Source organism: Pseudocolwellia antarctica (assembly GCF_049933045.1).
GTDB lineage: Bacteria > Pseudomonadota > Gammaproteobacteria > Enterobacterales > Alteromonadaceae > Pseudocolwellia.
The window spans coordinates 3,892,818-3,918,797 of the sequence record NZ_CP187926.1; the positions used below are offsets into that span (position 1 = coordinate 3,892,818).

The window sequence follows — 25,980 nt, forward strand, 5'->3', positions numbered from 1 at the left end:
CTGATCACAAGCAGAATGTAGTGTACACCTGATCTTTATATGAAATAAACAGCTTGAAAATAATGAATGAAAGGGAGTTGTTAACTCCCTTTAACTTTATGAGGGGTATTATTAACCTTTTGGACTAAATTTAAACTCTTTTGGTGGTTTTTTACCCAATAAATGTGTAACAAAATAATCCCAACGTTTACGAACCATATAAGGTTCACGAGCAAAACCATGACCTCTGTTAGGCAACATTAGCAGATCAAAATCTTTATTGGCATCTATCAATGCATCAACAACCATTAAGGTATTAAATGGCGTTACGTTAGTATCTAACGTGCCATGTACTAACATTAATTTACCTTTAAGTTTATCAGCAAATAATTGGTTTGCTTGGCTGTCGTAATTGGTTTCGCCGTTATCACTATTTACTAATAAACCATGGTATTTTTCACCCCATTCATCAGCATAGTTACGGTTGTCGTGATTACCGGCTTCCGAAACCGCAACTTTGTAAAAGTCAGGATAGCTAAACATCGCTTTAGTTGATGCAAATCCACCGCCTGAATGTCCCCAAATACCTACATGGTCAATATCGATCCATTTATGCTTTTTCGCGAGCTGTTTAATTGCTGCAACTTGATCGGGTAAACCGCTATCGCCCATGTTTCCATAATAAAACTCATGGAAGCTTTTTGAACGACCAGGTGTACCTAATGCGTCAATTTCAACAACAATAAAGCCAAGTTCAGCTAAGGCTTGGTTGTCGCCGCGCGCTGATCTGAAATGTCTACCACGAATACTACCCACTTGTGGGCCAGGGTAAATGTAGTTAACAACAGGATAGGTTTTATTTTTGTCGAAGTTACTTGGCTTATAAAGTAAGCCGTATATATCGTGGTTGTTATCACGATCTTTAACAATAAATGGTGTAGGTGGTTTCCAGCCTGTAGCCGTTAGTTGGCTGATGTCCATTTTTTCTACGTTAAAGCTAGTATGAGTTTTTGTATTACGTACTACACTCACTTCAGCTTCATCAGGTGTTGAAAATCGATCTAAAAAGTAACGGCTGTCATCGCTCATTGTGATCAGATGATGTTTTCTTTCAGGCGTAAGTAATTTAAGTTTTTTACCACTTTTATTTACACTGTAAAGGTAATTAAAGTAAGGATCACCACCTTCACGACCAGCACCTGTAAAATAAAGTGTATCTGTTTTTTCGTCTACACTAAGTAGCTCAAGAACCGTCCAATCACCTTGGGTTATTGCATGTTTAACTTTACCTGTAGCGCCATCTATTAAGTAAAAGTGACCCCAATCAGTACGCTGCGAAAACCAAATAAATTCATTGGTTTTATCAAGGTATTTCCAACTAATTGCACTAACGCCTGATTCAAAAAAGCTTTCTTCAACTTCTGAATAAATAGTTTTAACGTTACCGTTATTTGCATCAGCAACTTTTAGGGTTGCTGTTTTATGATCTCTACTTGAAGATACAAAAGCGAAGCTCTTACTATCGTGTGCCCAGTCTATATCAAGTAATTCACCGTTATTTCCTGCAACATGATCTGTGATTGATGAACGATGTGCATCAGCTGGCATATCAAGGGGAATAACTTTACGTTTTTCTACGTCAATAACCACACGGTGTATTGCAAATATATGCTCATCACCAGGTAATGGGTATTTCCATTGATCTATTGTTGGGTGGCCAACAGTAGTGGAAACAAGCGCCATATCGCCTACATTTCTACTGTCGTGCTTAAAAGTGGTTAGCTTAGTTGAGTCTGGCGACCATTTTACAACAGGCGTATCTTTACGTATCCAGCCCGCGTTGTTAGTGCCGTAACCAAAGTCTTTAATACCATCTTGAGTTAATTGGGTTTCTTTATCGCTATTGATATTACGTAACCACAAGTTGTGATCACGTATAAATACAGCTAATTGCCCATTAGGAGATAGCATTTCATCTGCATGTTTTTCTGCTGAGTTAATTGTGCATAAGTAATCTTCTAAATTACAAAGATAACTTTTCCCTTCAATTTTGAAGTTTATGTTGTTTGTATCAACTAGGTCAAAGCGACTAAAAGGAAGTGTGTATGCATCTACTTCAGTGTCAGTGATTTTTGAAACCGCTTGTGCGAGTTTTTCATGATTAAAGGCGAGTTTCTTCTGTTTTGTTTCAGGATTAACTTCAAAAAATTGATCACCCTGCTTTGTGCGAGATTTATAAAATAATTGGTCGTTATGCCAAAAAGGTTGTTCTACTGTACCAGTAACTAATTTTTTAGTGTGTTGATACAGTTGTTTTTCAGCTTGTTGATAGTCTTCTGTCGTTAATTCAAGTGGTGCTGCGATAAGCGCGTTTGGAAATAAACTTACCAGGAAAATTGCGGTTATGTTTTTTAACATAAAAGAGCCTTATATTTTTAATACGTATTTTGAGGCAAATAGCCTGAGTCTATTCTAAAATAAAATGATGATAAATGGAGGTTTATTTCACATGAAATTTTTATGCTTATTAATGTAAGAAAAATATTAACAATTGTTCTTTATTTAAGCTAGACTGCGTCGCGTAATTACAAGGAAGTAAGATGTTAGTTAGACAACATAAAAGCCACAGCAATATTATTATTACAGAAATACATGGAACGTTTACTCAAGACGACTTCAATAATATATTTATACCTCAAGTTCAAAGCATTTTAGAAAGCTTTGCAGAAGTGAATGTTTTTCTAGATTTTGATGATGATTTAACGGGCTGGATGATACTGTCTTTATTAGGTCAATTTAAACAATACATGGCATATCATAATGGCATTAATCGCTTAGCGGTTATTAGTGATAGTAGCTTATTAAAATGGCGATTAAATTTTAATAAGCTTAATCCAAATCAGTTAATAGAGCGCTTTGCTCATAAAGATACTGAAAAAGCCAAAGCTTGGCTGGCAATAGGTTAATTAACTTGAATTTAGGTTAAGAGGTTTTCTGAAATTCGAGTAAGCGATTATTGGCGGGCATTTCATGATCTTTAATCAAAGTTAAACCTGCTTTTGTTGCAAGTAATATAATCTCTTCAAAATCTCGTATACCGCTTAGCTCGTTGTTTTCTTTTAACCAGAGTTCAAAACTTGCATTACTCTCACTGGTAAACTTACCATCGTAATTGAAAGGTCCGTAAATACAAAGTTTTCCATTCGATTGTAAATGTTTTTCAACACCTTTAAAAAATGCTTTAACTAGCTCCCAACTTACGATGTGCAAAGTGTTGGCTGTATATATGCCTGAAACCTGTTTAACAGGCCAGTCTTGTGATAAATCTAACGCTAAAGGTGCAAGTAAGTTACTTGACGGATATTCATTTAACCACTGATTGATACCCTCATGGTTTATGGGTAAATCACTCGTATTCCAATTAAGGTGTGGTAATGCTTCTGCAAAAAATACTGCATGTTGTCCACTGCCAGAGCCAACTTCTAACACCTCTTCAACACCAGTAAAAGCTTGTTGTAAAATAGGTAGTATATGAGTTTTATTATTCTCACTTGCTTGTGAATAAGGCTTAGTTGTCATGAGTGCTGTCCTGAGTATTTTTAAAAGGTAAAGATAAAGCACATTGTTGCTGATACGTTAACATGTGCATTTGTTCTCGCTTACAGAAGTCTTTAATTGCGGGTCTAAATCCAGGCTCTCTGAGCCAATGATATGAATAGGTAAGTACAGGTTCAAAACCTCTTTGAATTTTATGTTCGCCTTGCGTACCAGGATTAAAGCTTTGAATATTGTTTTTGATACAAAAATCGATACCTTGGTAATAACATAACTCAAAATGTAAGTTAGAAAACTGCTCTGAACACCCCCAGTAACGTCCATATAAATGACTTTCGTCATGAAAAAATAAGGCGCATGCTATGTCGTTATCTTCATGGCTGGCGATAACGAGCAGAATATTACTCGGCATGTTTTGCACTATTTGTTGAAAAAATTCAAAGCTTAAATGTGGTGTGTGCTGTCTTTTTAAATAAGTGAGTTGATAGGTTAAATAAAAGAAATCGAGCTCTGCTTTTGTTATCTCGTTACCAGCCACCTGGCGAACATCAATGTTTTGTTTTTTTATCGATTCACGCTCTTTACGAGTATTTTTTCTTTTACGCGCTGTAAAGGTAGACAAATAGTCATCAAACGATGCATAACCTTTATTAAACCAATGAAACTGAACGGTATTACGCTCGTATACATTGTTAGGTAATTCGTCTATTTTTGGGCAAAACAGAAGATGCCAGCTGGCTATATCGTATTCAGTACAATAATCAATTAACGGTCGAAGCACATCTTGATGAGTTAAGCTATTTGACATTAATTTATTAGAATTCACTGGTGTGAATGGAATAGTGCTCACCAGTTTTGGGTAATATTCTAAATCATGTTCTTCATAAGCTCTTGCCCAATCCCAATCAAATACATATTCACCCCAAGAATGACTTTTTAAATACAAGGGTAATACGGCCTCAATGGTTTCGTCTTGCTTAATAGTTAAATGATGAGGTTGCCAACCTTTGTCTAAGCTTGCGGAACCACTAAGTTCTAATGCTTCCATAAAAGGATAAGATAAGAAAGGATGATCTGAGGTATTCAACGCATCCCATGCTTGTTGAGGTATGTTAGAAAATGCTTTTTTAAATTCAGCAATCATAGGGAGAAAAACTCTGTGAACACATTGTTATTTGATGAATTAAACCTGTAGTTATCAATAATTATAGTGTGATAACTACAAGCATATAGCCGAAATGCATGCTCTTTTGTAACCGAGTATTTATTTCTTTAATTTGGCGAAAGCATCAGCAAAAGCATTACCCATTACGGCGTTGTTTGCTTCTTTAGGTTTATGAGCTCTTTGCTCTTTTTGCGGTTTGTTATGAACCTGGTTTTTAGGTGCATTATTGTTATTTGGCTTATGCGAAGGTTTATGTGCAGGCTTAGTTGATTGCTCAATTGTGTCGTCTAAACGCATAGTTAAGCTAATACGCTTACGTGCAGGATCAACTTCCGTTACTTTAACTTTTACAATATCACCCGCTTTTACTACTTCACGTGGATCGCTTACAAACTTATTGGTTAATGATGAAATATGAACCAAACCATCTTGATGAACGCCTAAATCTACAAAGGCACCAAAGTTAGCAACGTTTGAAATAACACCTTCTAAGATCATACCTACTTCAAGGTCATTAATGGTATTAACACCTTCTTTGAAGTTAGCTGTTTTAAATTCTGGTCGTGGATCTCGTCCTGGTTTTTCAAGCTCTTTAATAATATCGTTAACGGTGACTTCACCAAACTCAGCGGTAACTACATCAGCAATATTAACTTTACTTAGTTGCTCACTATTGGTTAAAAGGTCACTTACGCTGGCGTTTAATTGCGCTATTATTTTCTCAACAACAGGGTAAGTCTCAGGATGAACACCTGATTGATCAAGAGGATTATCGCCTTGTGCTATACGTAAAAAACCTGCGGCTTGTTCAAAGGCTTTAGGCCCTAAACGCGCAACTTTTTTCAATTCTTTACGGTTGTTAAAACGACCATTTTCATCACGGTAATTAACAACATTTTGTGCCATGGTTTTAGTTAAGCCTGAAACACGAGTTAGTAAAGCAACCGAAGCACTATTTAAATCTACACCAACAGCGTTTACACAATCTTCAATAACATCATCAAGGGTTTTGATTAACTGGCTCTGACTAACATCGTGCTGATATTGCCCTACACCAATAGCTTTAGGGTCAATTTTAACTAATTCAGCGAGAGGATCTTGTAAGCGTCGAGCAATTGAAACCGCACCACGTAATGAAACATCTAAATCTGGAAACTCTTTTGCTGCTAATTCAGAAGCAGAATAAACAGATGCTCCTGCTTCACTAACAATCACTTTATTAGGTTTGATTTTTTCTAAACCTAAAATGACTTCACCTGCCAACTTATCGCTTTCGCGTGAAGCCGTACCATTACCAATCGCGATTAATTCTACTTTATGTTGCTGACATAAATTCACTAAGGCTCTTACTGACTTGTCCCAATGATTTTGTGGAGCATGTGGGAAAATAGTTGAGGTATGCAGTAGTTTACCTGTGGCATCAACTACAGCAAGCTTACAGCCTGTACGTAAACCAGGATCTAATCCTAAAGTGACTTTAGGACCTGCTGGCGCTGCCATTAATAAGTCACTTAAGTTGGTAGCAAAAACTTTAATCGCTTCAACTTCAGCTTGCTCGCGTAAATTACCAATAAGCTCAGTTTCTAAACTTAGACCTAACTTAGTGCGCCAAGCATTACGTACAACTTTTGTTAAAAATTCAGCACCTGCTTGACCTGTTAAACGTAAATTGTAATGTTCAGTTATTAATTGCTCAGCACTCGAGTAGCCAGCTGAGTCTTGTTGTGGATCAACATCTATAACCAGTTTTAATACACTTTCAGAACGACCACGAAGCATAGCTAACATTCTATGAGAGGGTACTGATTTTAAACGCTCAGAATGTTCAAAGTAATCTTTATATTTAGCGCCTTCTTGGGCTTTGCCTTTAACTAAAGTACTGGTTAAATGAGCTTGCTTTAATAAATGACTACGTAATTTTTGTAGTAAACTCGCATCTTCTGCAAAGCGCTCAATTATAATAGCCATAGCGCCATCGAGTACGTCTTTTTCTTCTTTAAAACCTGCATCAACATTAATAAAAGCGGTAGCTTCGGTTTCTGGTACTAAGCGCCAATCGTTATAAAGTTTATTGGCTAAAGGCTCAATACCCGCTTCAATAGCAATTTGTCCTTTGGTACGACGTTTAGGTTTATAAGGTAGATATAAATCTTCAAGGCGAGTTTTGTTATCTGCTTGGTTTAAAGCGTCTGATAAAGCTGGCGTTAACTTGCCTTGTTCTTCAATGCTTTTAAGGATCACGTTTCTGCGATCATTCAAATCGCGAATATAAGTTAAACGTTGATTTAAGTGGCGTAAATGATTGTCATCTAACCCCTGCGTCGCTTCTTTTCTGTAACGTGCAATGAAAGGTACTGTTGCGCCGTCGTCTAATAAAGTAATTGCAGCATTAATTTGTACAGGAGAAACATTGAGCTCTTTAGCTATTTGCTCAGCAATAGATATCATTTAACTTAAATCCTAAGAAGAATATGGGTATACGTGAACACGAATAATAACGCGTGTCGTTAGCGAGATGAAAGATCTATTTTATGCAGAGGTCTAGAAGGTTGCAACAAACAAGTTAGAGAGTGAAGACGTTAAAGCTTCAGGTAAGCTATTTTTAAGTTTTTATAGTCGCTTTTAACTGCTCGGCTTCAGAGAAAATATTATTTGAAAATGCTTTTAATTTTTCGGGAGCATCCAAGCCATAAGTGACACATTTTTTGTAAGTCGATAGCTCAAAGCAAACTGTAGTACTTGAAGTATCAGCCATATGTAAAAGCGTTGTAGCAACTGAACCATCTTCTTTTAAATATATGGAATATTTCAGGTTATGGTGAGTGGGAAGATCGAAGAACTTAATGCGATACAGTGTATTTATAAGTTTAAGTAACTCATCAGATGAATAATTAAAAAAAGTTTTATCACCTTTGGTTGTTTGTATTGTACTAGTAGTTAACGAGATGCTAACTTTTCTAACTCCATTATTTTTTTTAGCACCAGAATGACGAATGAAAGTTAGACTAACTTCATCAAGCTTATATGTGGAAGGAAGCACGTTAGATTCTGAGTGGCTTTTAGCAGCGATACTTTTTGCTCCAAAAACAAAGAAAACGCCAATTAACAACAATGCTATAAAGATCATAGTAATAGTCAGTTGAAGGCGTTTCTTTGATAAAAAAAGAGCCCCTTGTAGGGCTCCTAATATTGGTTTTTGCATTAAGCTTTACGACGACGAACAATAAGCCCTGACACTAAAGCGATAAGACCTAAGCCAATTGTGCCTGGTTCTGGTACGCTAGCTGCTGCAACTCTTGTGTAACCAAGATCTGTTAATATAGCTACATCAATATCACTGTAAGTACGAGTTTCAGGACCAAAATCTCGGTCATATTTCATCATGTCGGTTGGAAAAGGTACGCCATCTACATGACTACCACTACTACCTTCTTCCCAAGATGTTGGGCTGTAAATACCAACGGCATTACCACCATTAGCAGCTAAAGCATTAGCACCGCCAAAGAATATCCCGTCACCAGAACCACCTTCTTTAGCATCATCCCATGCAGCTTGATCTAAGGTAAATGCGTTATCAAGAATGCTGTTACCATTTGAGTCTTGTAAAAAAGTATCAAATGTTGTCCATTCATCGTTGAAGTAGCCTGAACCATCTAGATTAATGCCTGAGCCAAAGCCAAGAGCATGTGTTAATTCGTGAAAAATCGTTGCATAAAAATCAAATTCTGATGCGCCAAAGTCTGCAGGTGTGTCGGGATCTAATTCCCAATCCCAGCCCCAGTTAACATCAACACTTCCGTCTAATTCATCGCCATTTGCATCTACGCCAGTTTGAAGTTCTGTTTTGATAAGTTCGTTAGTAAGACACTTACCTGTATCAAAACACTCGCTGTTGACGTATGAACCTGCTGATGCCAACGTACTACCGTTGGTGTCGTCAGAAGATGTTACTTCTAAATTGATAGTGCCAGAGTTACTGAAGTAACCACCAAATAGTTCAGAGAACATGTTACCTGCAGTATCTAGAGCTGCTTTGCGTGAATCGCCTTCGGTACTGTCTAAAAAGCCTACGCCAGCATCATTTGTTGAGTAATCGAACTCAAAAATAATAGCCGCGTTACTTGGCATTGCTGTAAAAGCAGCAAGCATTGAAGCTGCAATAATGGATTTTTTAGTCATGTTATAGCTATCCTTAACTTATAAAACAAAATGGTATGAAATTTATAATTATTTTTATAAATGTTAATTGTATACAGAATACAATTAATTAATTGATATTAGATAAAATCTAATACTCGCGTTATGCATATTCCAATCCATAACTTCAAGGTGCTGAATTATAGGTGTAAAAATCTTTAAAAATACTTTTTTATATAGAAAGTGTAAAATTAACAGACACTTAAGTCCCGCCTTTTTTATAAGGGTAATTGTGTTTTTATGAAGTTTTTAGAGGATAAAATAGAATTTTAAAACTAAAAGCATCCTTTTTAAATGTCAAAAAGGATGTTGAATGAAGTTAGTTTTTACTTGGAAGATAATCTATATTGGTGACAAACCAATCTTTAATTCCGTTAGGTGTTTTAACGGTAACATCATCATCAATTTCTTTTTTCAGGCAAGCACGTGCCATGGGTGCATCAATAGAAATATAATCATGTCGACCATAAATTTCTTCAGGACCTACAATTCTAAATTTAAGGGTTTCGCCATCGTCATTTTCAAGGGTTACCCAAGCACCAAAAAATACTTTTCCGTCTTGTTGAGGATGATACTCAACAACTTTAATGTCTTCTAAAGTTTTAGTTAAAAAGCGTACGCGCCGATCAATTTCTCTTAATCTTTTTTTATTATATTGATAGTCTGCGTTCTCAGATCTATCGCCTAGACTGGCTGCCCACGAGACTTTTCTCGTGGTTTCAGGTCTTTCTTTACGCCATAAAGTATCTAATTCGTTCTGTAGGTTTTGATAACCTTCTTTGGTGATTAATTTTGTTTTCATAATATATGGCTTAGCAGATGTCTGAAGAAAAGGTATGCGTGATCACAATGAAGCAGGCAGGCTATAAATTTTAAGCTGAATGATGGTGCACTTACATGCAAAAGGCAATATATAGATAAGCTCTTTATTACGAGTTTTAGTCTTTATAGTGATTGAAGTAAGTATTACTTAGTTTTAAATAAATAGTGTTAAGTACACTATTTATTTTCCCTTAACTCACTCTTTATATCATTATCCTTTTAATCTTTTTAGAGGCTGTAGCTATAATTCATTGTGTGTTTTTTCGGATGATTGATATCATATATCCACTTAACCTTAGGTTATTTATCTTTAATTATTAATATAGCCATAGATTGATATGTGAATCATTGGGTCTGTGCGTTCAGGAGTTGTTGTGAATAAAAGTTTGATTGTTAATGTAACGGCATTGCTATGTACGTTAGTTGGGTATTTTATTGGTAGTCATATTGTATTTACTGTGGGGATTTTTGCATTGTCGGGTGCGGTAACTAACTGGCTGGCAATACATATGTTATTTGAAAAAGTACCAGGGCTTTATGGTTCAGGTGTTATTCCAGCAAGATTTGAAGACTTTAAACTCGCCATTAAACACTTAATGATGGAGCAGTTTTTTACTGAAGAAAATATCAACCGCTTTTTAAGCTCTGGTAATGAAAAGTCACCTGCGGCGATCGACTTGTCTCCTATTATTAACAAAGTAGATTTATCTCCTGCTTTTGATAACTTGATCAAAGTTATCGAGAATTCATCGTTTGGATCTATGTTAGCTATGGTAGGTGGAAGCGAAGTGTTACAGCCTTTACGTGAACCTTTTATCGCCGAAATGAAGACAACGATGAGTGATATTGCTCAAAGTGAAGACTTTAGTGCTATTTTAAATGAAGAGCTTGCACAGTCTGGCTTGTCAGACGATATGCGTGACAAAGTGAGCGACATTATTGAAAAGCGTTTAAATGAATTAACTCCGCAGTTAGTTAAAACCATGGTGCAAGATATGATCAAACAGCATTTAGGTTGGTTAGTGGTGTGGGGCGGCGTTTTTGGCGGTATTATCGGTTTAGTTGCCGCATTATCTAACATGTATTAATAAAATTTTTAGCTAAAAAACATCCTTAATTTAGGTGAAATACCTTTTAGGTATTTTGCCTTTTTATTTACTCCTTCATTTTTCAATGAAATAGTCAGTATTCACTGAATTTTGGTTAATTTATTTGTATCGTTATTATTATACCAAACGGATTAATTTATTGCTCACTTAGCGAGAATTTAAAGGCTTAGAGGCACAGGTTCATAGTTCCAGACTGAACCTAAGCACCTACATCCATGTAGGCGAGGCATTGATTGAAGAGAATGGTTATTCTCGGTAACTGCTCCTGCGTTACCCTAATGTCCTACATCCATGTAGGAACCTTGTCAAAATCAATAACGCGGCATATGAGCCTTTAAATTCTCGCCCTTCGGGAGCTCATTAGCAAACTGATAACATCACAAAATTAAAAAAATATAGAATAACTATGTTTAATCAATTTTGCTTGTTCTAAGCTTGCTAATGTAGCTCTAAGTTGCTCAATAAATTAATCCGTTTGGTATTACAACGTAAATTAGCAAAAGTTGGTCATTTTTTATCTCTTCCTCTTTAATTTCTATGCCTTTATAGGTATGCTTGCCTTCTAATTTTTTGGGATAATTCCTAACTAATTTATAATTGTATAATTTAGTTATTTCCCACTACTTGTAAAGAAGGTAATACAAGCCATGTTTGGTCGTTTAGAAGCTTTGCCAGCAGATCCTATTTTAGGTTTATCTATTAAGTATCGTGCTGATGAAAATCCGCTAAAAATTGATTTGGGTGTAGGTGTTTATAAGAACGAAGCTGGTAACACCACCATTTTAAATTGCGTTAAAAAAGCTGAACAATTCCGTTTGGAAAACGAGCTAACAAAAACTTATATTGGCGGCACGGGTTCTGCGTTATTTAACGAAAGAATGACAGCGCTTATTTTTGGTGACCACAAGGTTATCAACGAAAACCGTGTTAAAACTGTATCTACTCCAGGTGGAACAGGTGCTTTACGTGTAGCGGGTGAATTTATTGCGCGTTGTAAAACTGGCGCTAAAATTTGGTTATCAAATCCAACTTGGGCAAACCACAAAGGTGTGTTTACTGAGTCTGGTTTAGATATTCAAGAATACCCATATTACGATTACGAAAACAAAACATTAGATTTTGACGCTATGTTAAACGCGTTAAAAAATGTATCAGCAGACGATTTCGTATTGTTACATGCTTGTTGTCATAACCCATCAGGTATGGACTTATCGCAAGAGCAATGGCAACAAGTAGCACAAGTTGCTAAAGATGTTGGCTTTACTCCATTAATCGATATGGCTTACCAAGGTTTTGGTGACGGCTTAGAAGAAGATGCTTACGGCGTTCGCTTAATGGCTGAAACAGTTGATAATATGATCTTATGTAGCTCATGTTCTAAAAACTTCGGTTTATACCGTGAACGTATTGGTGCTTGTACTGTTATTGGTGAAACGCCAGCAACAACTGAAATTGCTTTATCAGTAGTTTTAGGTGTAGCACGTACTATTTACTCTATGCCACCAGCACATGGTGCAGCAATTGTTGAAACCATTTTAGGTTCTGAAGAATTAACACAAGAATGGTTTGTTGAATTAGCTGAAATGCGTAATCGCATTAACGGTAACCGTAAAGTTATTGTTGATAAACTAGTAGAAAAAGGCGTAACAAGAGACTTTAGCTTTATTGCTAACCAAAAAGGTATGTTCTCTTTCCTAGGTATTACTCCAGAGCAAGTTCAACAGCTACAAGACGAATACAGCATATACATGGTAGGCTCTAGCCGCATGAGTATCGCAGGTATTGCGCCAAGCAACGTTGATTACTTAGCAGAGTCTATCGCTAAAGTTTTATAATCAATTTGATATAAAGCTGGCAGATATTTAAAAAGCGAAACAGTTAATCTTGTTTCGCTTTTTTGTATTTATAGCTATTTGAATAATGTATTGATCTCGTTAAGTCTTATAAAACAAACTCACCATTTTCATTCAACGCTATTTCTTGTGCTTCAATAATGGCATTTGCATTTAATGGTCCGTAAATATGTGGGTATAAACTTCCTGCTGCGGGTTCCCATTTCACTTCAACACTAACCTTACTTGTATCTACCACTAAAATAAGTGGCTTTATTGTGGCTTTGTAGTATTTGTTAGCCACTCGAGTTAACTGATCTCTAGGCGAAGCATGGATAAAACCTTCTAATTCAATTGAATCTCTGGTTAAGAAGCCTTGGTTTAAAGCTTGGTTATACTCTTGTTCAGACGAGAGTAAATAAATATTAGGGTCAGTTAATTCTGTTTTTGTAACCATGGAAATTCCTAGTGGATAAATAAGGTGAACTTGAGCTAAACATCAATCATAGATGAGTGCGAGTCAGGCATAGATCATATCTCTTTGCACATAGGTAAACCACAAAGCTGTCATTTATTTTTATGAATTTTCACTTTTATAACGAATAATTAATATGGGAAAATGTGTCGTGTTTCGGTATAGTTCGCACCTAGAAACGGTGATCTATTATCCGTAAATAATTAATATGAAACTAACCAGTATTAGTAAGGTGTCGTGTGACTACTCCAGGTAATTTATTCATTCTTTCTGCGCCAAGTGGAGCAGGAAAATCAAGTTTGATCAGTGTGTTATTAAAACAAGAATCACCAAGACCTATGCAAGTTTCAGTGTCGCATACCACACGTGATTCACGTCCAGGTGAAGAAAATGGTCAGCATTATCACTTTGTTTCTAAAGAAGAGTTTGAAGCACTGATTGAGAAAAATTCTTTTTATGAACATGCTGAAGTTTTTGGTAATTACTATGGCACATCTTCTGTAGCGATTGATGAGCAGCTGGCGCAAGGTATTGATGTATTACTTGATATTGATTGGCAAGGCGCACAACAAGTTCGTATGAAAAAGCCAAGCGTGACAACTATTTTCATTTGCCCGCCATCTAAAGCTGAATTAGAAAAACGTTTGCAAGGTAGAGGTCAAGACAGTCAAGAGGTTATTGATGGTCGAATGGCTCAAGCGCAGTCTGAATGTTCACACTACCAAGAGTTTGATTACATCATAGTTAACGATGATTTTGATCAGGCACTTGTCGACTTAACAACGATTGTTGATAATCAGCGTTTAAAACGTAGCCAACAAGTGATCACACATCAAACGCTTTTTGATAACTTATTATCTGAATGATTTGTGATTTTGAACGATTAAATCGCGCTAATATCCTTGCTTAATCAGGTGATGATCGGGTAAACTAGCGCACTATTTTTTGAATTTTAATTGTTGGAGTGACCAAATGGCTCGCGTAACTGTTGAAGATGCCGTAGATAAAGTCGGTAATCGTTTTGATTTGGTGCTTATTGCATCACGTCGTGCTCGTCAAATTGCAACGGGCGGTAAAGAACCTTTGGTTGATATCGAGAATGACAAACCAACAGTATTAGCTTTACGTGAAATTGAAGCGGGATTAATTACTACTGCAGTAATGGACCACTCTGATCATCACGAACAAGTACAGCAAGAATCTGCTGAATTAGCGGCTGTAGCTGCAATTGTTGGTAGTGCTAATACCTAGTTTTCACTCAGTGAAAATAAAGTAAAAACACACAACTAAAAACGTGTAATACATTGTTCACAATGATTACGCGTTTTTTTATGCTTAAATTTCAGCTTTCAGCAACTAAAACGTTGGCTTTAGCGATAATTCAACGTATTCTTATTTTATAGAGTGTAAAGGCGAATAAAACATCTTTTCTTAAGTACATTTAATTATATAAAGCTAAAATTAAATGCTTTCAGTATTTCAAATGTTTCGTCTTTTATCTCATTCGTATTTATATTAAATTTTAATTTATTTGTTTAGGACGTTTTGAGTGTACCTTTTTGAACCATTAAAAGATCTAGCAGCAACTTATCTATCAGAAGAGCACATCGAGCTGCTGAAACAAGCCTACATTGTTGCTAGAGATGCACATGAAGGACAAATGCGTTCAAGTGGTGAGCCTTACATTACTCATCCTGTTGCTGTAGCGATTAATCTAGCAAAAATGAACTTAGACCATGAAACCCTCATGGCAGCCTTATTACATGATGTTATTGAAGATACCAGCGCAACTAAGCAAGATCTTGCCGATCTATTTGGTGATACTGTTGCTGAACTCGTTGAAGGCGTTAGTAAACTCGATAAGCTAAAATTTGATAACAAAGAACAAATGCAGGCGGAAAACTTCCGTAAAATGATCTTGGCAATGGTACAAGACATTCGCGTTATTCTGATTAAACTTGCCGATCGTACTCACAACATGCGTACGTTAGAGTCACTTAGACCTGACAAACGTCGACGCATTGCACGTGAAACGCTGGAGATTTACGTACCTTTAGCTAATCGATTAGGTATTCACGATATTAAAAACGAGCTTGAGTCATTAGGCTTTGAAGCTTTATACCCAATGCGTTCAAGAGCGCTGAAAAGTGCTGTTAAACAAGCCCGTGGTAATCGTAAAGAAATTATTAATAACATCCTTGAAGAAATCGCAGCACGCCTTGCAGAAAGTGGCATAAAAGCTGAAGTTCAAGGGCGTGAAAAACACCTCTATTCTATTTATCAAAAAATGTTAAACAAAGAGCTGTCATTCAATGAAGTGATGGACGTTTATGCATTCCGCGTTATTGTAAATAAAATTGATGACTGCTACCGAACTTTAGGCGCAGTACATAACTTATTTAAACCGGTAGAAACACGTTTTAAAGATTATATCGCCATCCCTAAAACGAACGGTTATCAATCATTGCATACTGCGCTTATTGGTCCACATGGTATTCCTGTAGAAATTCAAATTCGTACAGGCGATATGGACGAAATGGCAGATAAAGGTGTTGCTGCCCATTGGATTTATAAAAAATCGGGTGATGACAAAGGCACTACCGCGCAAATGAAAGCGCGTCGTTGGATGCAGAGTTTAATTGAACTTCAGCAAAGTGCGGGTAGCTCATTTGAATTTATCGAAAACGTAAAGTCTGATCTATTCCCTGAAGAAATTTACGTATTTACGCCAGACGGTCGTATTATCGAATTACCTATGGGCGCAACAGCTGTCGACTTTGCTTATGCCGTTCATACCGATGTTGGTAATTCTTGTGTTGGCGTTAAGGTTGATCGTAAGCCGCATCCATTAAGTCGTCCGTTAGACTCAGGACAAAAAATTGAAGTTATTACTTCAAAAGCGGCACGCCCAAATGCGACTTGGTTAAACTTTGTAGTTACCTCTAAAGCACGTTTACAAATTAGAACCTATTTACGATCTAAAGAACAAAACGACTCAGAAGCCTTAGGTTTACGCTTATTAAGCCATGCTTTAGGTAAAAAAGACTTACTTGATATTCCACAAGAAATTGTTCAGCAAGTTATCAAAGACAGCGGCCATAAAACTTTCCAAGAATTACTGATCAGTATTGGTTTAGGTAATACCCTAAGTATTGTTGTGGCGCGCCGTTTAACGAATGAGTTTACTGAAGAAAGCGAGCTTATTGTTAATGATAACCTGAGCGAGAATGCCAATGCAGTAACAACTACGCCTAAAACCAAAATGCCAATTAAAGGTACTGAAGGTATGGTGGTAGCTTACGGTAAATGTTGCCGACCTATTCCAGGTGATGCTATTTTAGCTTACTTAAGCCCAGGTAAAGGCCTTATTATTCATCAGCAAGGCTGTAGAAATATTAAAGGTCATGAACAAGGCAGTGTATTCCCTGTGAAATGGGATTCAGAAATTGATCGAGACTTTATCGCTAAGCTGCGTATTGAAATCATTAACCATCAAGGCGCTCTCGCGGCATTAACCAATGTTATTGCACGACGAGGTTCTAACGTACATTCCCTTAATTCTGGCGAAAAAGAATCTGGAATTTACGCTATTGATATGGAAATTACCTGTCGAGATCGCATACATCTAGCCGACATTATCCGTAAAATTAAAGTTATGGTTGATGTACAAAAGGTTATTCGTAACAAATAAATTTTTTAAAACAATTACACAGGTCATGGTTACAATAGCCATGACCTTAATTATTATTCATTAAATAAACGTATTAACACCTAGTGCTAACAAAAGTACTAAAACAAGTATTAATACCTTAGATAGAGAAATATATTATGAAAACGATTATAAATACAGATGCAGCACCAAGCGCAATTGGTACATACAGCCAAGCAGTTAAAGTTAACAATACCGTTTATCTTTCAGGTCAAATCCCATTAGTTCCTGAAACTATGACAGTTGTTGAAGGCGGCTTTGCTGAACAAGCACATCAAGTATTTAAAAACCTAGTAGCTGTTTGTGAAGCTGCTGGTGGTGAATTAAATGATATGGTTAAAGTGAATATCTTTTTACAAGATTTAGAGAACTTTGCGATAGTTAACGAAGTAATGAGCGAGTATTTTACTGCACCTTACCCAGCTCGTGCTGCAGTACAAGTAGCAAGACTACCGAAAGATGTAGATATTGAAATAGACGGCATTATGGAATTACCAAGCACAAACTAATCTCTAATCGCGTTTAGTTAAATACCCATACTTAATTATTTATATTTATGAGCCAGTAGCATGACACCAGAAAGACACCAACGTATTTTAGCCTTGTTAGACAAAAGGCAGCCCGACCTAACTGTATGTATGGAAGGCGTACATAAAACCCATAACTTAGCTGCCGTCGTTAGAACGGCTGATGCTATTGGGATAAGCGACGTACATGCTGTTTGGAAAAGTGATAGAATGCGTGTGTCAGGTGGCAGTGCCGTTGGTAGTCAAAATTGGGTAGATGTTCATGGTCATAAAAGTACCAAAGACGCGATAGCCGAATTAAAGAAACAGAACATGCAGGTGTTAGTGACTAACTTATCTGACACCGCAGTAGATTACCGCGAAATTGATTACACTAAGCCAACAGCGATTATTTTAGGGCAAGAAAAATTTGGTGCATCACCAGAAGCACTAGAATTAGCAGATCAAGATATTGTTATACCTATGGTCGGCATGGTGCAATCATTAAACGTTTCAGTAGCGAACGCCGTGGTTTTATATGAAGCACAACGCCAACGCCAGTTAGCTGGACTTTACGATAAACCTCGATTATCAGAAGAGCGTCGCCAACGAGTATTATTTGAAGGTGGACACCCTATTTTTGCTGAAGCGTGTAAACGTAAAGGATTACCTTATCCACAAATTGATGAAGAAGGACAAATAGTCGCTTCTGAAGATTGGTGGCAAAGAATGCAAATGACAAAAGACGCATGGCAAAACATCGACGATTAATGTTGAACAGTACACCTCAGGACGCTAGCTTATGAGTCAGGTTCGCCTTGGAATAAATAATCTAGCGCATACCCCTATTACCGTTTTAAAAGGTGTAGGACCAGGTTTAGCGTCTAAGTTAGAAAAGCTAGGACTCGAATCTCTTCAAGATTTGCTCTTCCATTTGCCTCTGCGTTATGAAGACCGGACTCGAATCACTTCAATTCGTGATCTTATGGTGGGTACACATACCAATATTATTGGTGAAATAACCGCTAACCAAATCGTTCAAGGTAAACGTCGCATGCTCATGGTAACTTTGAGCGACGGCACAGGTATAATCAACCTACGCTTTTTCCACTTCTCCGCCAGCCAAAAAAGTAGCCTAGCAGTAGGCACAAGTATTCGATGCTATGGTGAAATCAGCCGAGGCGCGCGTAGCTTTGAAATTGTTCATCCAGAGTATAAATCACTGGATAATGATGTAGCCCTTACACCCGTTGAAGAAACCCTAACGCCTGTTTATCCAACAACGGATGGCGTAAGACAAATTTCCCTAAGAAACTTAACCGAACAAGCATTAGTTCGATTAGAGCGTGGTCAAGTTGAAGAATTATTACCTGCTGAGTTTATCGACTCGTCGTATACGCTTACCGAAGCGTTAAAAACATTACATCGACCACCACCAGATGCTTCAACAGCACAGATTAAAGAAGGTAAGCATCCAGCACAAATACGCTTAATTAAAGAAGAGCTTATTGCCCATAACCTAAGCATGCTCAAATTAAGACAGTCGGTTGATAAAGAAGACGCCTTCTCTTTAACTATTAACGAAAGCTTAAATACAAAGTTTTTAGAAAACTTACCGTTTAGCCCTACAAATGCACAAGCACGAGTGGTTAAAGAAATTCGTAAAGACTTAGCTGGCGACACACCTATGATGCGTTTAGTGCAAGGTGATGTAGGTTCAGGTAAAACATTAGTCGCAGCATTAGCCGCACTTACGGCGCTAGGTGAAGGCTTTCAAGTGGCATTGATGGCACCAACCGAAATATTAGCCGAGCAGCACGCCATTAACTTTGAAAAATGGTTTACGCCACTCGATATTTCCGTAGGTTGGCTGGTAGGTAAAACCAAAGCTAAAGCACGTAGAATAGCTCTTGAGAATATAGCTAACGGCAATATGCAATTGGTTATAGGCACTCATGCACTTTTTCAAGAAAGCGTAGAATTTAAAAATCTCGTACTCATTATTATTGATGAACAACATAAGTTTGGTGTACATCAACGTTTATCGTTACGAGAAAAGGGGGCATTCGACAATAAATACCCGCATCAATTAATCATGACAGCCACGCCAATTCCAAGAACATTGGCGATGACAGCATATGCAGATCTCGACACTTCGGTGATTGATGAACTGCCACCAGGTAGAACACCTATTACCACCATTGCGCTACCTGATTTACGACGAGATGCCGTTATCGAACGCATCCGCCAAGGCTGTGTTGAAGATAATCGACAAGCTTATTGGGTATGTACCCTTATTGAAGAATCAGAAGTATTACAGTGCCAAGCGGCAGAAGACACTGCATTGTATTTGCAAGAACAGCTCCCAGAATTGAAAGTTGGTTTAGTACATGGGCGAATGAAAGGCGCTGAAAAACAAGCTGTAATGGATGAGTTTAAAGAAGGAAATCTTCACTTATTGGTGGCCACTACCGTGATAGAAGTAGGTGTAGATGTGCCAAATTCTAGTTTGATGGTGATCGAAAACCCTGAGCGTTTAGGCTTAGCGCAACTTCACCAATTAAGAGGTCGAGTAGGGCGTGGCTCGGTTGCTTCTCATTGTGTGCTTATGTATAAAACCCCTTTAACTAAAACAGCAACCAAGCGCTTAGCTGTGCTACGAGAAAGTAATGACGGCTTTGTTATTGCCGAAAAAGATTTACAAATACGGGGTCCTGGTGAGCTTTTAGGTACCAGACAAACGGGTTTAGCTGAGCTAAAAATAGCAGACCTAGTTAGAGATGCTCACTTAATTCCAACCATACAGCAGCACGCTTACTTACTTTGGAATAAATACCCAGAGCAAGCGGCTTTACTGATCAACCGATGGTTAGCAAATAAAGAGAAGTATTCGAATGCTTAACGGATGTAGAGATATAATTAAGGAATTCATTTGAAAAAGAATATGTTTTATATAGCCAACCTTTTAATGGTTGGATTACTTGCGGGTTGTGGTTCTACTGCGCCAACAAAAAATGATGAAATTAATTTGAATCGCTCTCTTAATTGGTTAACTATAAATAAACATCGTGAAGGCATACAACAAACGGCTTCAGGGTTACAATATAAAATCATAAAAACAGCTTCAGGTTGTAAGCCGAGTCGATCTACAACAGTTACTGTTAACTACGACATGCGCGTGGCAACATCAAACGAAATGGTAGATCAAAATTATCAGCGTCATTCACCCGCAAAGCTTCCATTATCAAAAGTGATTAAAGGTTGGCAAGAAGGCGTTGCACTTATGCGCGTTGGAGAAGTGTGGGAGTTTTATATTCCGCCAGAGTTGGCTTACGGAGAAAGAAGTTCAGGGGCATCAATCAGACCCAATACAGCACTCACATCAAAAATTTGGTTATTAGGTGCAAAGCATTGCCAAAAGTAAAATTGTACAAATAACTTAGCTCAAACTCGAGTCAGTTACTCAAATAAGGAAATATTTACATGCACGCGTTATTTCAAAAATTTAGTCAAAAAGCCTACTTGTTACTTTGTCTTACCGCTACGGTAATAATCAGTAGTGTTACTTTTTCAGCAACAGCTAGCGATTTACAAGTTGGTGATAAAGCACCAAATTTTAACTTACAAGCGACAACGGGTGACTTCTACAATCTAAAAGACTATTTGGGTAAAAGCACCGTTGTACTGGCTTGGTATCCTATGGCAAATACACGTGGCTGTACTATTGAATGTAAATCGTTAGTTGAAAAAGGACATTTAGTTAGAAAGTATAATGCTAAATACTTTATGGCGAGTGTTGATCCTCTAGATAAAAACCGTGACTTTGCCAAGAAAACTAATGCTGACTTTCCTATGTTAAGTGATCCTACAAAAGCGGTAGCAAAAGCTTATGACGTCGTAAATTTTATGGGTGTTGCTAGCCGAGTCACTTTTTATATAGGTAAAGAAGGCACTATCTTAAAAATTGATCATGACATCAACCCTGAAACTGCCGCAGAAGATATGGCAGCCAACTTAAAAAAACTTAATGTAGAAAGAAGTGGCAAAGCCAAATAAGAAAGGCCCAACAAAAACGGTCAATATTTTTTGTGCTAAATGCCGCAGCCAGCTGTTTAAATATCGCAAAGGCGGCACAGGTAGTTTAGTTAAGTGTTTTAAAGAGCGCATCACTCAAGATTTTACTACTGAGAGTTGCGTTTGCCCTTCATGTAATTCTACTTTCGCTAGAGAAACACTGATACGAGGTGTACCCGCTTTTAAAATTATTGGCGGAAAAGTGAGTGTTAAGTAAAGTAATTACTTATCTCCAATAATTTGACTTCGCTCTTTCTCATACTCTTTGTAAGACTTAGTATTAGCTTGCTCTACACATTGTTCCTTTTCAACGCCGACCTTTGTATCGCAATGTGTTTTTATTTGTAACTTTGTATGGTTATAAAGTTGTTGAGAAGTACACGCGGATAACATCACAAGTAAGCTCACCGATATAAATTTAGACATCATTTTTAATCCTTCTGTTAAGTTATTTCTGCCAATGCTATTACAAACTAACTAATATTTCATTCGATGGCATAAGTCCTTCAAGGTGCAATTAAATATAATTTTATCTATAACAGGTTAATTAACCTGAACTCGGTTTAAGATGTTTTTAATTCATTGAAATTATTACTAATAAAACTTAAATCATACTCTAGCTTGATAGTTTTTCTTTCTTCAAGGCAAATTTCGCGTCAATAGCTAGCCTATTGCAAGTAAATTTAACGATGAAGCAAGTAAAAGTAGCGGTTAGAGAATAATATGTTAAGCCGAGCTCAGGTTAACTATTAATAATTAAGTAAAAGTGAGTTAAACTAAGGTTAATTATTGCTACAAGCGAATTTAAGATGTCACTTCAAGATCAAGACAATCAAGATAACAGTACTCACTTTGGTTACCAAACGGTAGACAAAAGTGAAAAAGAATCTAAAGTTGCGGGAGTATTTCATTCCGTAGCAGCCCAATACGATGTAATGAATGATTTAATGTCGTTTGGTATTCATCGTTTATGGAAGCGATTTACCATAGATGCTAGTGGTGTACGCCCAGGTAACAAAGTACTTGATTTAGCTGGTGGTACAGGCGATTTAACAGCAAAGTTTTCGCAGCTTGTAGGTAAAGACGGACAAGTAGTTTTAGCTGATATTAACAGTTCAATGTTGAATGTCGGTCGCGATAAATTACGTGATCGTGGTTTAGTACAAAACATTGATTATGTACAAGCTAACGCACAGCACCTGCCTTTTGAAGATAATACTTTCGATATTATTACTATTGCATTCGGTTTACGTAACGTAACAGATAAAGATGAAGCGCTTCGCTCTATGTATCGTGTGCTTAAACCTGGCGGTCGTTTGTTAGTACTAGAATTTTCAAAGCCAGAGCAAGAAATTATTAGTAAAGCTTACGACTTTTACTCGTTTAACATTTTGCCAAAAATGGGCGAGTTAGTAGCTAAAGATGGCGATAGTTATCAATACTTAGCTGAGTCTATTCGTATGCATCCTGATCAAGATACATTAAAAGACATGATGGATAACGCAGGCTTCGAGCAAACTACCTATAAAAACCTAACGGGCGGCGTTGTAGCACTGCATAAAGGTTATAAATTTTAGTGGCAAACAATACAACAATGCATCAACAGCTTTTGTGTTCGGTGCTTGAAGCTATTATTAATAAAGCTTTAGGCTTAAGTTTGAACGGCACTCAAGGCTTGTATGCACTAGAGCAAAAAAACTTAGTGGTTCATTTAACTGAGTTGGGGTTTCCATTAAGTTTTATTGTGAGTAACAGTAAAGTATTGGTTACCTCGTTAAGTGAAAACTCTGATTGCGCCATTCACACCAGCATTAAAACCTTAGTTGCTTTAAAAAATGAGCATCAGCTGACAGATCTGATCAAACAAGACAAACTCGACATTGTTGGCGATATTAAAGTCGCACAACATTTTGCGAGTGTCGCTGAAACCTTAGATATTGATTGGCAAAGCGGGCTAGCTAAACATATTGGCGATATACCTACTTATAAATTGACACAATTCAGTAAAAAAATGGCAGATAAGTTAGGTTTCGCCGCTAAGCAAATTCAGGCTGATTCAAGCGAATGGTTAGTGCACGAAAAGCGTTTAGTGGTAACGAGCAGTCAAATAGCGGTATTTAATTTACAAGTTAGTGAATTAGATATTCGTACCGAAACATTAGTGGATAGATTTCTAGCGGTTGAAAAAGCGCTATTATTTAAAGCTGATAAACAGTCTACCTAAATATCTCAATAACGATCAACAAGGATTCTTGTGAGTAGCGTACGTCTTTATAAAATTCTTCAAACCTTTCTCCAATACGGATTAGACGAGCTTGTACCTCAAAAATCTTTACCTTGGTACGTAAAAGTAGCGCGTGTCTGTTTATTTTGGCTACGCAACAAACATAAAGACAAACCTGTAGCCCTAAGATTTAGACTTGCGATTGAATCGTTAGGCCCTGTTTTTATTAAATTTGGTCAAATGCTTTCTACAAGACGCGACTTATTACCGCCAGACTTTGCAGATGAATTGGCGTTATTGCAAGATCGAGTTGAACCGTTTGATGGTGAAAAAGCTAAACAGCTAATCATTGATGCAATGGGCGAAGAGATATTTAACCAATACTTTAGCGAATTTAATATTGAGCCATTAGCGTCTGCTTCTATCGCGCAAGTCCATACCGCTAAGCTGCATACTTCCCAACAAACTGACGCAGATGACGAAAGTACCATAAGCACCACCAGTAATATTGTTATTAAGGTATTACGCCCAGATATCGAAACCGTAATTATTGCTGATTTAAAAGTGATGGCGATGTTTGCTGGTATTGTTGCGCGTTGGATGCCTGATGGTAAAAGACTTAGACCAAAAGAAGTGGTACTTGAATATAAGCGAACCATTTTAGATGAGCTTGATCTTAATCGTGAAGCAGCAAATGCTATTCAGTTAAAACACAATTTCGAACAAGGTCGTGAATACGATCACGTTTTATATGTACCTGAAATTCATAGCGAATATAGCAGTAAAAATGTACTCGTTATGGAACGTATTTACGGTATTGGTGTAGGTGAAGTCGAAAAGCTAAATGCGTTGGGTGTAGACATGAAACTACTTGCCGAACGTGGTGTTGAAGTGTTTTTTACGCAAGTATTTCGAGACAGTTTTTTCCATGCAGATATGCATCCTGGTAATGTATTTGTGAATGCGACTAGCCCTGCAGACCCAACGTGGATCGCGATAGATTGTGGCATAGTCGGTACTCTAAACCGTGAAGATAAGCGCTATTTAGCTGAAAACTTTGTTGCCTTTTTTAACCGTGATTATCGTAAAGTAGCTCAGCTACATGTTGACTCAGGTTGGGTGCCAAGTAATACCAGTGTTGATGAATTTGAGTTTGCGATTAGAGCTGTATGCGAGCCTATTTTTAATAAGCCATTAGCCGAAATATCCTTTGGACAAGTTTTAGTTAACCTATTTAATACTGCGCGTCGCTTTAATATGGAAGTCCAGCCACAGCTGGTTCTACTGCAAAAAACCTTATTATATATCGAAGGTTTAGGTCGTCAGTTATATCCGCAATTAGACTTATGGCAAACAGCTAAACCCTTTTTAGAAAATTGGGTTAAAGAGCAAATGGGTGTTAAAGCGGTATTCGCGAAAATTAAAGAAAACATTCCTTTTTGGAATGAGAAACTACCTGAAATTCCAGATCTAGTTTACGACTATTTACGTGCAGGAAAGGATAGTCATAACAAACAAACCCAATTAATTGAATCGTTAAAGGCAGAGCAATCTCGTCATAATAATCGTCTGGTCACCATCATAGGGCTAAGTGCTATTTTGATCAGCGCATCTATTTTATTAGCGGCTATTTGCTTTAATTAAGAATCAGGTAATTATAAAAACCCAAGTCTATACAAGTCATTACAAAGGGATAAAACAGTAGGAAATTACTTTTTCCTTGCTATGTTAGACTTATAATAGATGTCATATGCCTGTGATGGCAAAGTCTATCGCTGCAATAATGTCGTCTCTTAATGATTCAACAGATCCAATAGGATTTTTGAGTAATTTAGATGGTATTGAAGCAATTTGAGGCGTGAGTAAAATATATTGCTCATCTTCATATTCAATTAATGGGGTCAAACCGTCCATTTTCTCATTTCTGAAATGGTTGAACTTCCCTAAAGGGATCACAATTCTTGTTTTAATATCGCTAATTAATGTACTTTGAATATCAATAATATATGGATATGCTTCACGGCTTTTCTTGCTTGGGTTTGTATACACATCAAATTGTGACATTAAAACTCTCTAAATTCATCACCAAAACAACCATTATCATCTACAAAATCATTGTAGGCTTTTATGGCATTTTTATTTTCCTTTACCCACTTCTTAGCTTCAATATTTTTTAGTTTATCTTTCAACGCTTGCTCTAAAGTAGCAGATAAATTAATGTTAAGTGCTCTTGTTTTTTTTAGTAAGTCGCTATTTAAGCTAAGGTTTGTTGCTTTTTTTGGGGCTTCAAAATCGTATAATGAGTTCATGACATATCTCCAATGAATTCTTAG

26 protein-coding genes are annotated in these 25,980 nt (G+C 37.1%); 15 read left to right on the forward strand and 11 right to left on the reverse strand.

Annotated elements, in window-relative coordinates; genetic code table 11:
* Window positions 1-111: 111 nt before the first annotated feature.
* A complete protein-coding gene (locus tag ACPUVN_RS16850; RefSeq protein ID WP_426369500.1) occupies window positions 112-2,397 on the reverse strand; it encodes a DPP IV N-terminal domain-containing protein in 2,286 nt (761 codons plus the stop codon).
* 182 nt (window positions 2,398-2,579) lie between these two features.
* Here ACPUVN_RS16850 and ACPUVN_RS16855 point away from each other — a divergent pair, with 182 nt between their 5' ends.
* On the forward strand, window positions 2,580-2,945 hold the full coding sequence (locus tag ACPUVN_RS16855; protein ID WP_426359151.1) for an STAS/SEC14 domain-containing protein: 366 nt from the start codon (window positions 2,580-2,582) through the stop codon (window positions 2,943-2,945).
* Window positions 2,946-2,961: 16 nt separating this feature from the next.
* On the opposite strand, the gene ACPUVN_RS16860 is transcribed toward ACPUVN_RS16855, so the two are convergent.
* The 6 genes from ACPUVN_RS16860 to greB all read right to left on the reverse strand — a co-directional run bounded on the left by ACPUVN_RS16860 (window position 2,962) and on the right by greB (window position 9,698).
* Window positions 2,962-3,558 carry a DUF938 domain-containing protein gene (locus ACPUVN_RS16860; RefSeq protein WP_426359150.1) on the reverse strand — a complete coding sequence of 199 codons (597 nt, stop codon included), beginning with the start codon at window positions 3,556-3,558 and terminating at the stop codon, window positions 2,962-2,964.
* The gene (locus tag ACPUVN_RS16865; protein ID WP_426359149.1) at window positions 3,548-4,678 is read right to left on the reverse strand and encodes a GNAT family N-acetyltransferase; all 1,131 of its coding nucleotides are present in this window, start codon (window positions 4,676-4,678) and stop codon (window positions 3,548-3,550) included. The genes ACPUVN_RS16860 and ACPUVN_RS16865 overlap by 11 nt, the downstream gene beginning before the upstream one ends.
* 120 nt (window positions 4,679-4,798) lie before the next feature.
* Window positions 4,799-7,147, reverse strand: coding sequence for a Tex family protein (locus tag ACPUVN_RS16870; RefSeq protein ID WP_426359148.1), 2,349 nt, complete (start codon window positions 7,145-7,147; stop codon window positions 4,799-4,801).
* A 154-nt stretch (window positions 7,148-7,301) separates the two neighbouring features.
* Complete coding sequence (locus ACPUVN_RS16875) at window positions 7,302-7,901, reverse strand: hypothetical protein (RefSeq protein WP_426359147.1); 600 nt, start codon at window positions 7,899-7,901, stop codon at window positions 7,302-7,304.
* Window positions 7,901-8,878 carry a PEP-CTERM sorting domain-containing protein gene (locus ACPUVN_RS16880; protein ID WP_426369501.1) on the reverse strand — a complete coding sequence of 326 codons (978 nt, stop codon included), beginning with the start codon at window positions 8,876-8,878 and terminating at the stop codon, window positions 7,901-7,903. Before ACPUVN_RS16880 ends, ACPUVN_RS16875 begins: the two co-directional genes overlap by 1 nt.
* Before the next feature lie 337 nt (window positions 8,879-9,215).
* Window positions 9,216-9,698, reverse strand: coding sequence for a transcription elongation factor GreB (greB, locus tag ACPUVN_RS16885; RefSeq protein WP_426359145.1), 483 nt, complete (start codon window positions 9,696-9,698; stop codon window positions 9,216-9,218).
* A gap of 394 nt (window positions 9,699-10,092) precedes the next feature.
* Between greB and ACPUVN_RS16890 the strand changes: the two genes are divergently transcribed.
* Both ACPUVN_RS16890 and ACPUVN_RS16895 read left to right on the forward strand, forming a co-directional pair.
* Window positions 10,093-10,806, forward strand: a complete 714-nt coding sequence (locus ACPUVN_RS16890; protein WP_426359144.1) for a DUF445 domain-containing protein — start codon at window positions 10,093-10,095, stop codon at window positions 10,804-10,806.
* 668 nt (window positions 10,807-11,474) lie between these two features.
* Window positions 11,475-12,662: an amino acid aminotransferase gene (locus ACPUVN_RS16895; protein ID WP_426359143.1), complete on the forward strand. Its 1,188-nt coding sequence runs from the start codon at window positions 11,475-11,477 to the stop codon at window positions 12,660-12,662.
* Window positions 12,663-12,768: 106 nt separating this feature from the next.
* Here the strand turns inward: ACPUVN_RS16895 and ACPUVN_RS16900 are convergent, their stop codons facing one another.
* Window positions 12,769-13,116: a DUF952 domain-containing protein gene (locus ACPUVN_RS16900; RefSeq protein ID WP_426369502.1), complete on the reverse strand. Its 348-nt coding sequence runs from the start codon at window positions 13,114-13,116 to the stop codon at window positions 12,769-12,771.
* Window positions 13,117-13,373: 257 nt separating this feature from the next.
* Between ACPUVN_RS16900 and gmk the strand changes: the two genes are divergently transcribed.
* The 9 genes from gmk to ACPUVN_RS16945 all read left to right on the forward strand — a co-directional run bounded on the left by gmk (window position 13,374) and on the right by ACPUVN_RS16945 (window position 21,640).
* Window positions 13,374-14,000: a guanylate kinase gene (gene gmk, locus ACPUVN_RS16905; RefSeq protein ID WP_426359141.1), complete on the forward strand. Its 627-nt coding sequence runs from the start codon at window positions 13,374-13,376 to the stop codon at window positions 13,998-14,000.
* A gap of 106 nt (window positions 14,001-14,106) precedes the next feature.
* Window positions 14,107-14,385, forward strand: coding sequence for a DNA-directed RNA polymerase subunit omega (rpoZ, locus tag ACPUVN_RS16910; protein WP_426359140.1), 279 nt, complete (start codon window positions 14,107-14,109; stop codon window positions 14,383-14,385).
* A 298-nt stretch (window positions 14,386-14,683) separates the two neighbouring features.
* Entirely contained in the window at window positions 14,684-16,825 is a 2,142-nt protein-coding gene (gene spoT, locus ACPUVN_RS16915; protein ID WP_426359139.1) for a bifunctional GTP diphosphokinase/guanosine-3',5'-bis pyrophosphate 3'-pyrophosphohydrolase, read from the forward strand.
* Window positions 16,826-16,962: 137 nt separating this feature from the next.
* Window positions 16,963-17,352 carry a RidA family protein gene (locus tag ACPUVN_RS16920; RefSeq protein ID WP_426359138.1) on the forward strand — a complete coding sequence of 130 codons (390 nt, stop codon included), beginning with the start codon at window positions 16,963-16,965 and terminating at the stop codon, window positions 17,350-17,352.
* A 60-nt stretch (window positions 17,353-17,412) separates the two neighbouring features.
* Window positions 17,413-18,120, forward strand: a complete 708-nt coding sequence (trmH, locus tag ACPUVN_RS16925) for a tRNA (guanosine(18)-2'-O)-methyltransferase TrmH (protein WP_426359137.1) — start codon at window positions 17,413-17,415, stop codon at window positions 18,118-18,120.
* Between the two features lie 52 nt (window positions 18,121-18,172).
* Window positions 18,173-20,251 (forward strand): ATP-dependent DNA helicase RecG, encoded by a 2,079-nt coding sequence (gene recG, locus ACPUVN_RS16930; RefSeq protein WP_426370581.1) that lies wholly within the window; start codon window positions 18,173-18,175, stop codon window positions 20,249-20,251.
* Window positions 20,252-20,281: 30 nt separating this feature from the next.
* Complete coding sequence (locus tag ACPUVN_RS16935) at window positions 20,282-20,773, forward strand: FKBP-type peptidyl-prolyl cis-trans isomerase (RefSeq protein WP_426359136.1); 492 nt, start codon at window positions 20,282-20,284, stop codon at window positions 20,771-20,773.
* A 59-nt stretch (window positions 20,774-20,832) separates the two neighbouring features.
* Entirely contained in the window at window positions 20,833-21,405 is a 573-nt protein-coding gene (locus ACPUVN_RS16940) for a peroxiredoxin family protein (RefSeq protein WP_426359135.1), read from the forward strand.
* Complete coding sequence (locus tag ACPUVN_RS16945; RefSeq protein ID WP_426359134.1) at window positions 21,389-21,640, forward strand: hypothetical protein; 252 nt, start codon at window positions 21,389-21,391, stop codon at window positions 21,638-21,640. The genes ACPUVN_RS16940 and ACPUVN_RS16945 overlap by 17 nt, the downstream gene beginning before the upstream one ends.
* A gap of 5 nt (window positions 21,641-21,645) precedes the next feature.
* On the opposite strand, the gene ACPUVN_RS16950 is transcribed toward ACPUVN_RS16945, so the two are convergent.
* Window positions 21,646-21,852 (reverse strand): hypothetical protein, encoded by a 207-nt coding sequence (locus ACPUVN_RS16950; protein WP_426359133.1) that lies wholly within the window; start codon window positions 21,850-21,852, stop codon window positions 21,646-21,648.
* Window positions 21,853-22,232: 380 nt separating this feature from the next.
* Here ACPUVN_RS16950 and ubiE point away from each other — a divergent pair, with 380 nt between their 5' ends.
* From ubiE to ubiB, 3 genes are read left to right on the forward strand one after another with little or no spacing between them, the layout of a single operon-like run.
* Window positions 22,233-23,000, forward strand: coding sequence for a bifunctional demethylmenaquinone methyltransferase/2-methoxy-6-polyprenyl-1,4-benzoquinol methylase UbiE (ubiE, locus tag ACPUVN_RS16955; RefSeq protein ID WP_426359132.1), 768 nt, complete (start codon window positions 22,233-22,235; stop codon window positions 22,998-23,000).
* A complete protein-coding gene (locus ACPUVN_RS16960) occupies window positions 23,000-23,647 on the forward strand; it encodes a ubiquinone biosynthesis accessory factor UbiJ (protein ID WP_426359131.1) in 648 nt (215 codons plus the stop codon). Before ubiE ends, ACPUVN_RS16960 begins: the two co-directional genes overlap by 1 nt.
* 30 nt (window positions 23,648-23,677) lie before the next feature.
* Window positions 23,678-25,291: a ubiquinone biosynthesis regulatory protein kinase UbiB gene (ubiB, locus tag ACPUVN_RS16965; protein WP_426359130.1), complete on the forward strand. Its 1,614-nt coding sequence runs from the start codon at window positions 23,678-23,680 to the stop codon at window positions 25,289-25,291.
* 102 nt (window positions 25,292-25,393) lie between these two features.
* On the opposite strand, the gene ACPUVN_RS16970 is transcribed toward ubiB, so the two are convergent.
* Together ACPUVN_RS16970 and ACPUVN_RS16975 are read right to left on the reverse strand one after the other, a co-directional pair.
* On the reverse strand, window positions 25,394-25,711 hold the full coding sequence (locus tag ACPUVN_RS16970; protein ID WP_426359129.1) for a CcdB family protein: 318 nt from the start codon (window positions 25,709-25,711) through the stop codon (window positions 25,394-25,396).
* Window positions 25,711-25,956: a type II toxin-antitoxin system CcdA family antitoxin gene (locus ACPUVN_RS16975; protein ID WP_426359128.1), complete on the reverse strand. Its 246-nt coding sequence runs from the start codon at window positions 25,954-25,956 to the stop codon at window positions 25,711-25,713. Before ACPUVN_RS16975 ends, ACPUVN_RS16970 begins: the two co-directional genes overlap by 1 nt.
* Between the last annotated feature and the right edge of the window lie 24 nt (window positions 25,957-25,980).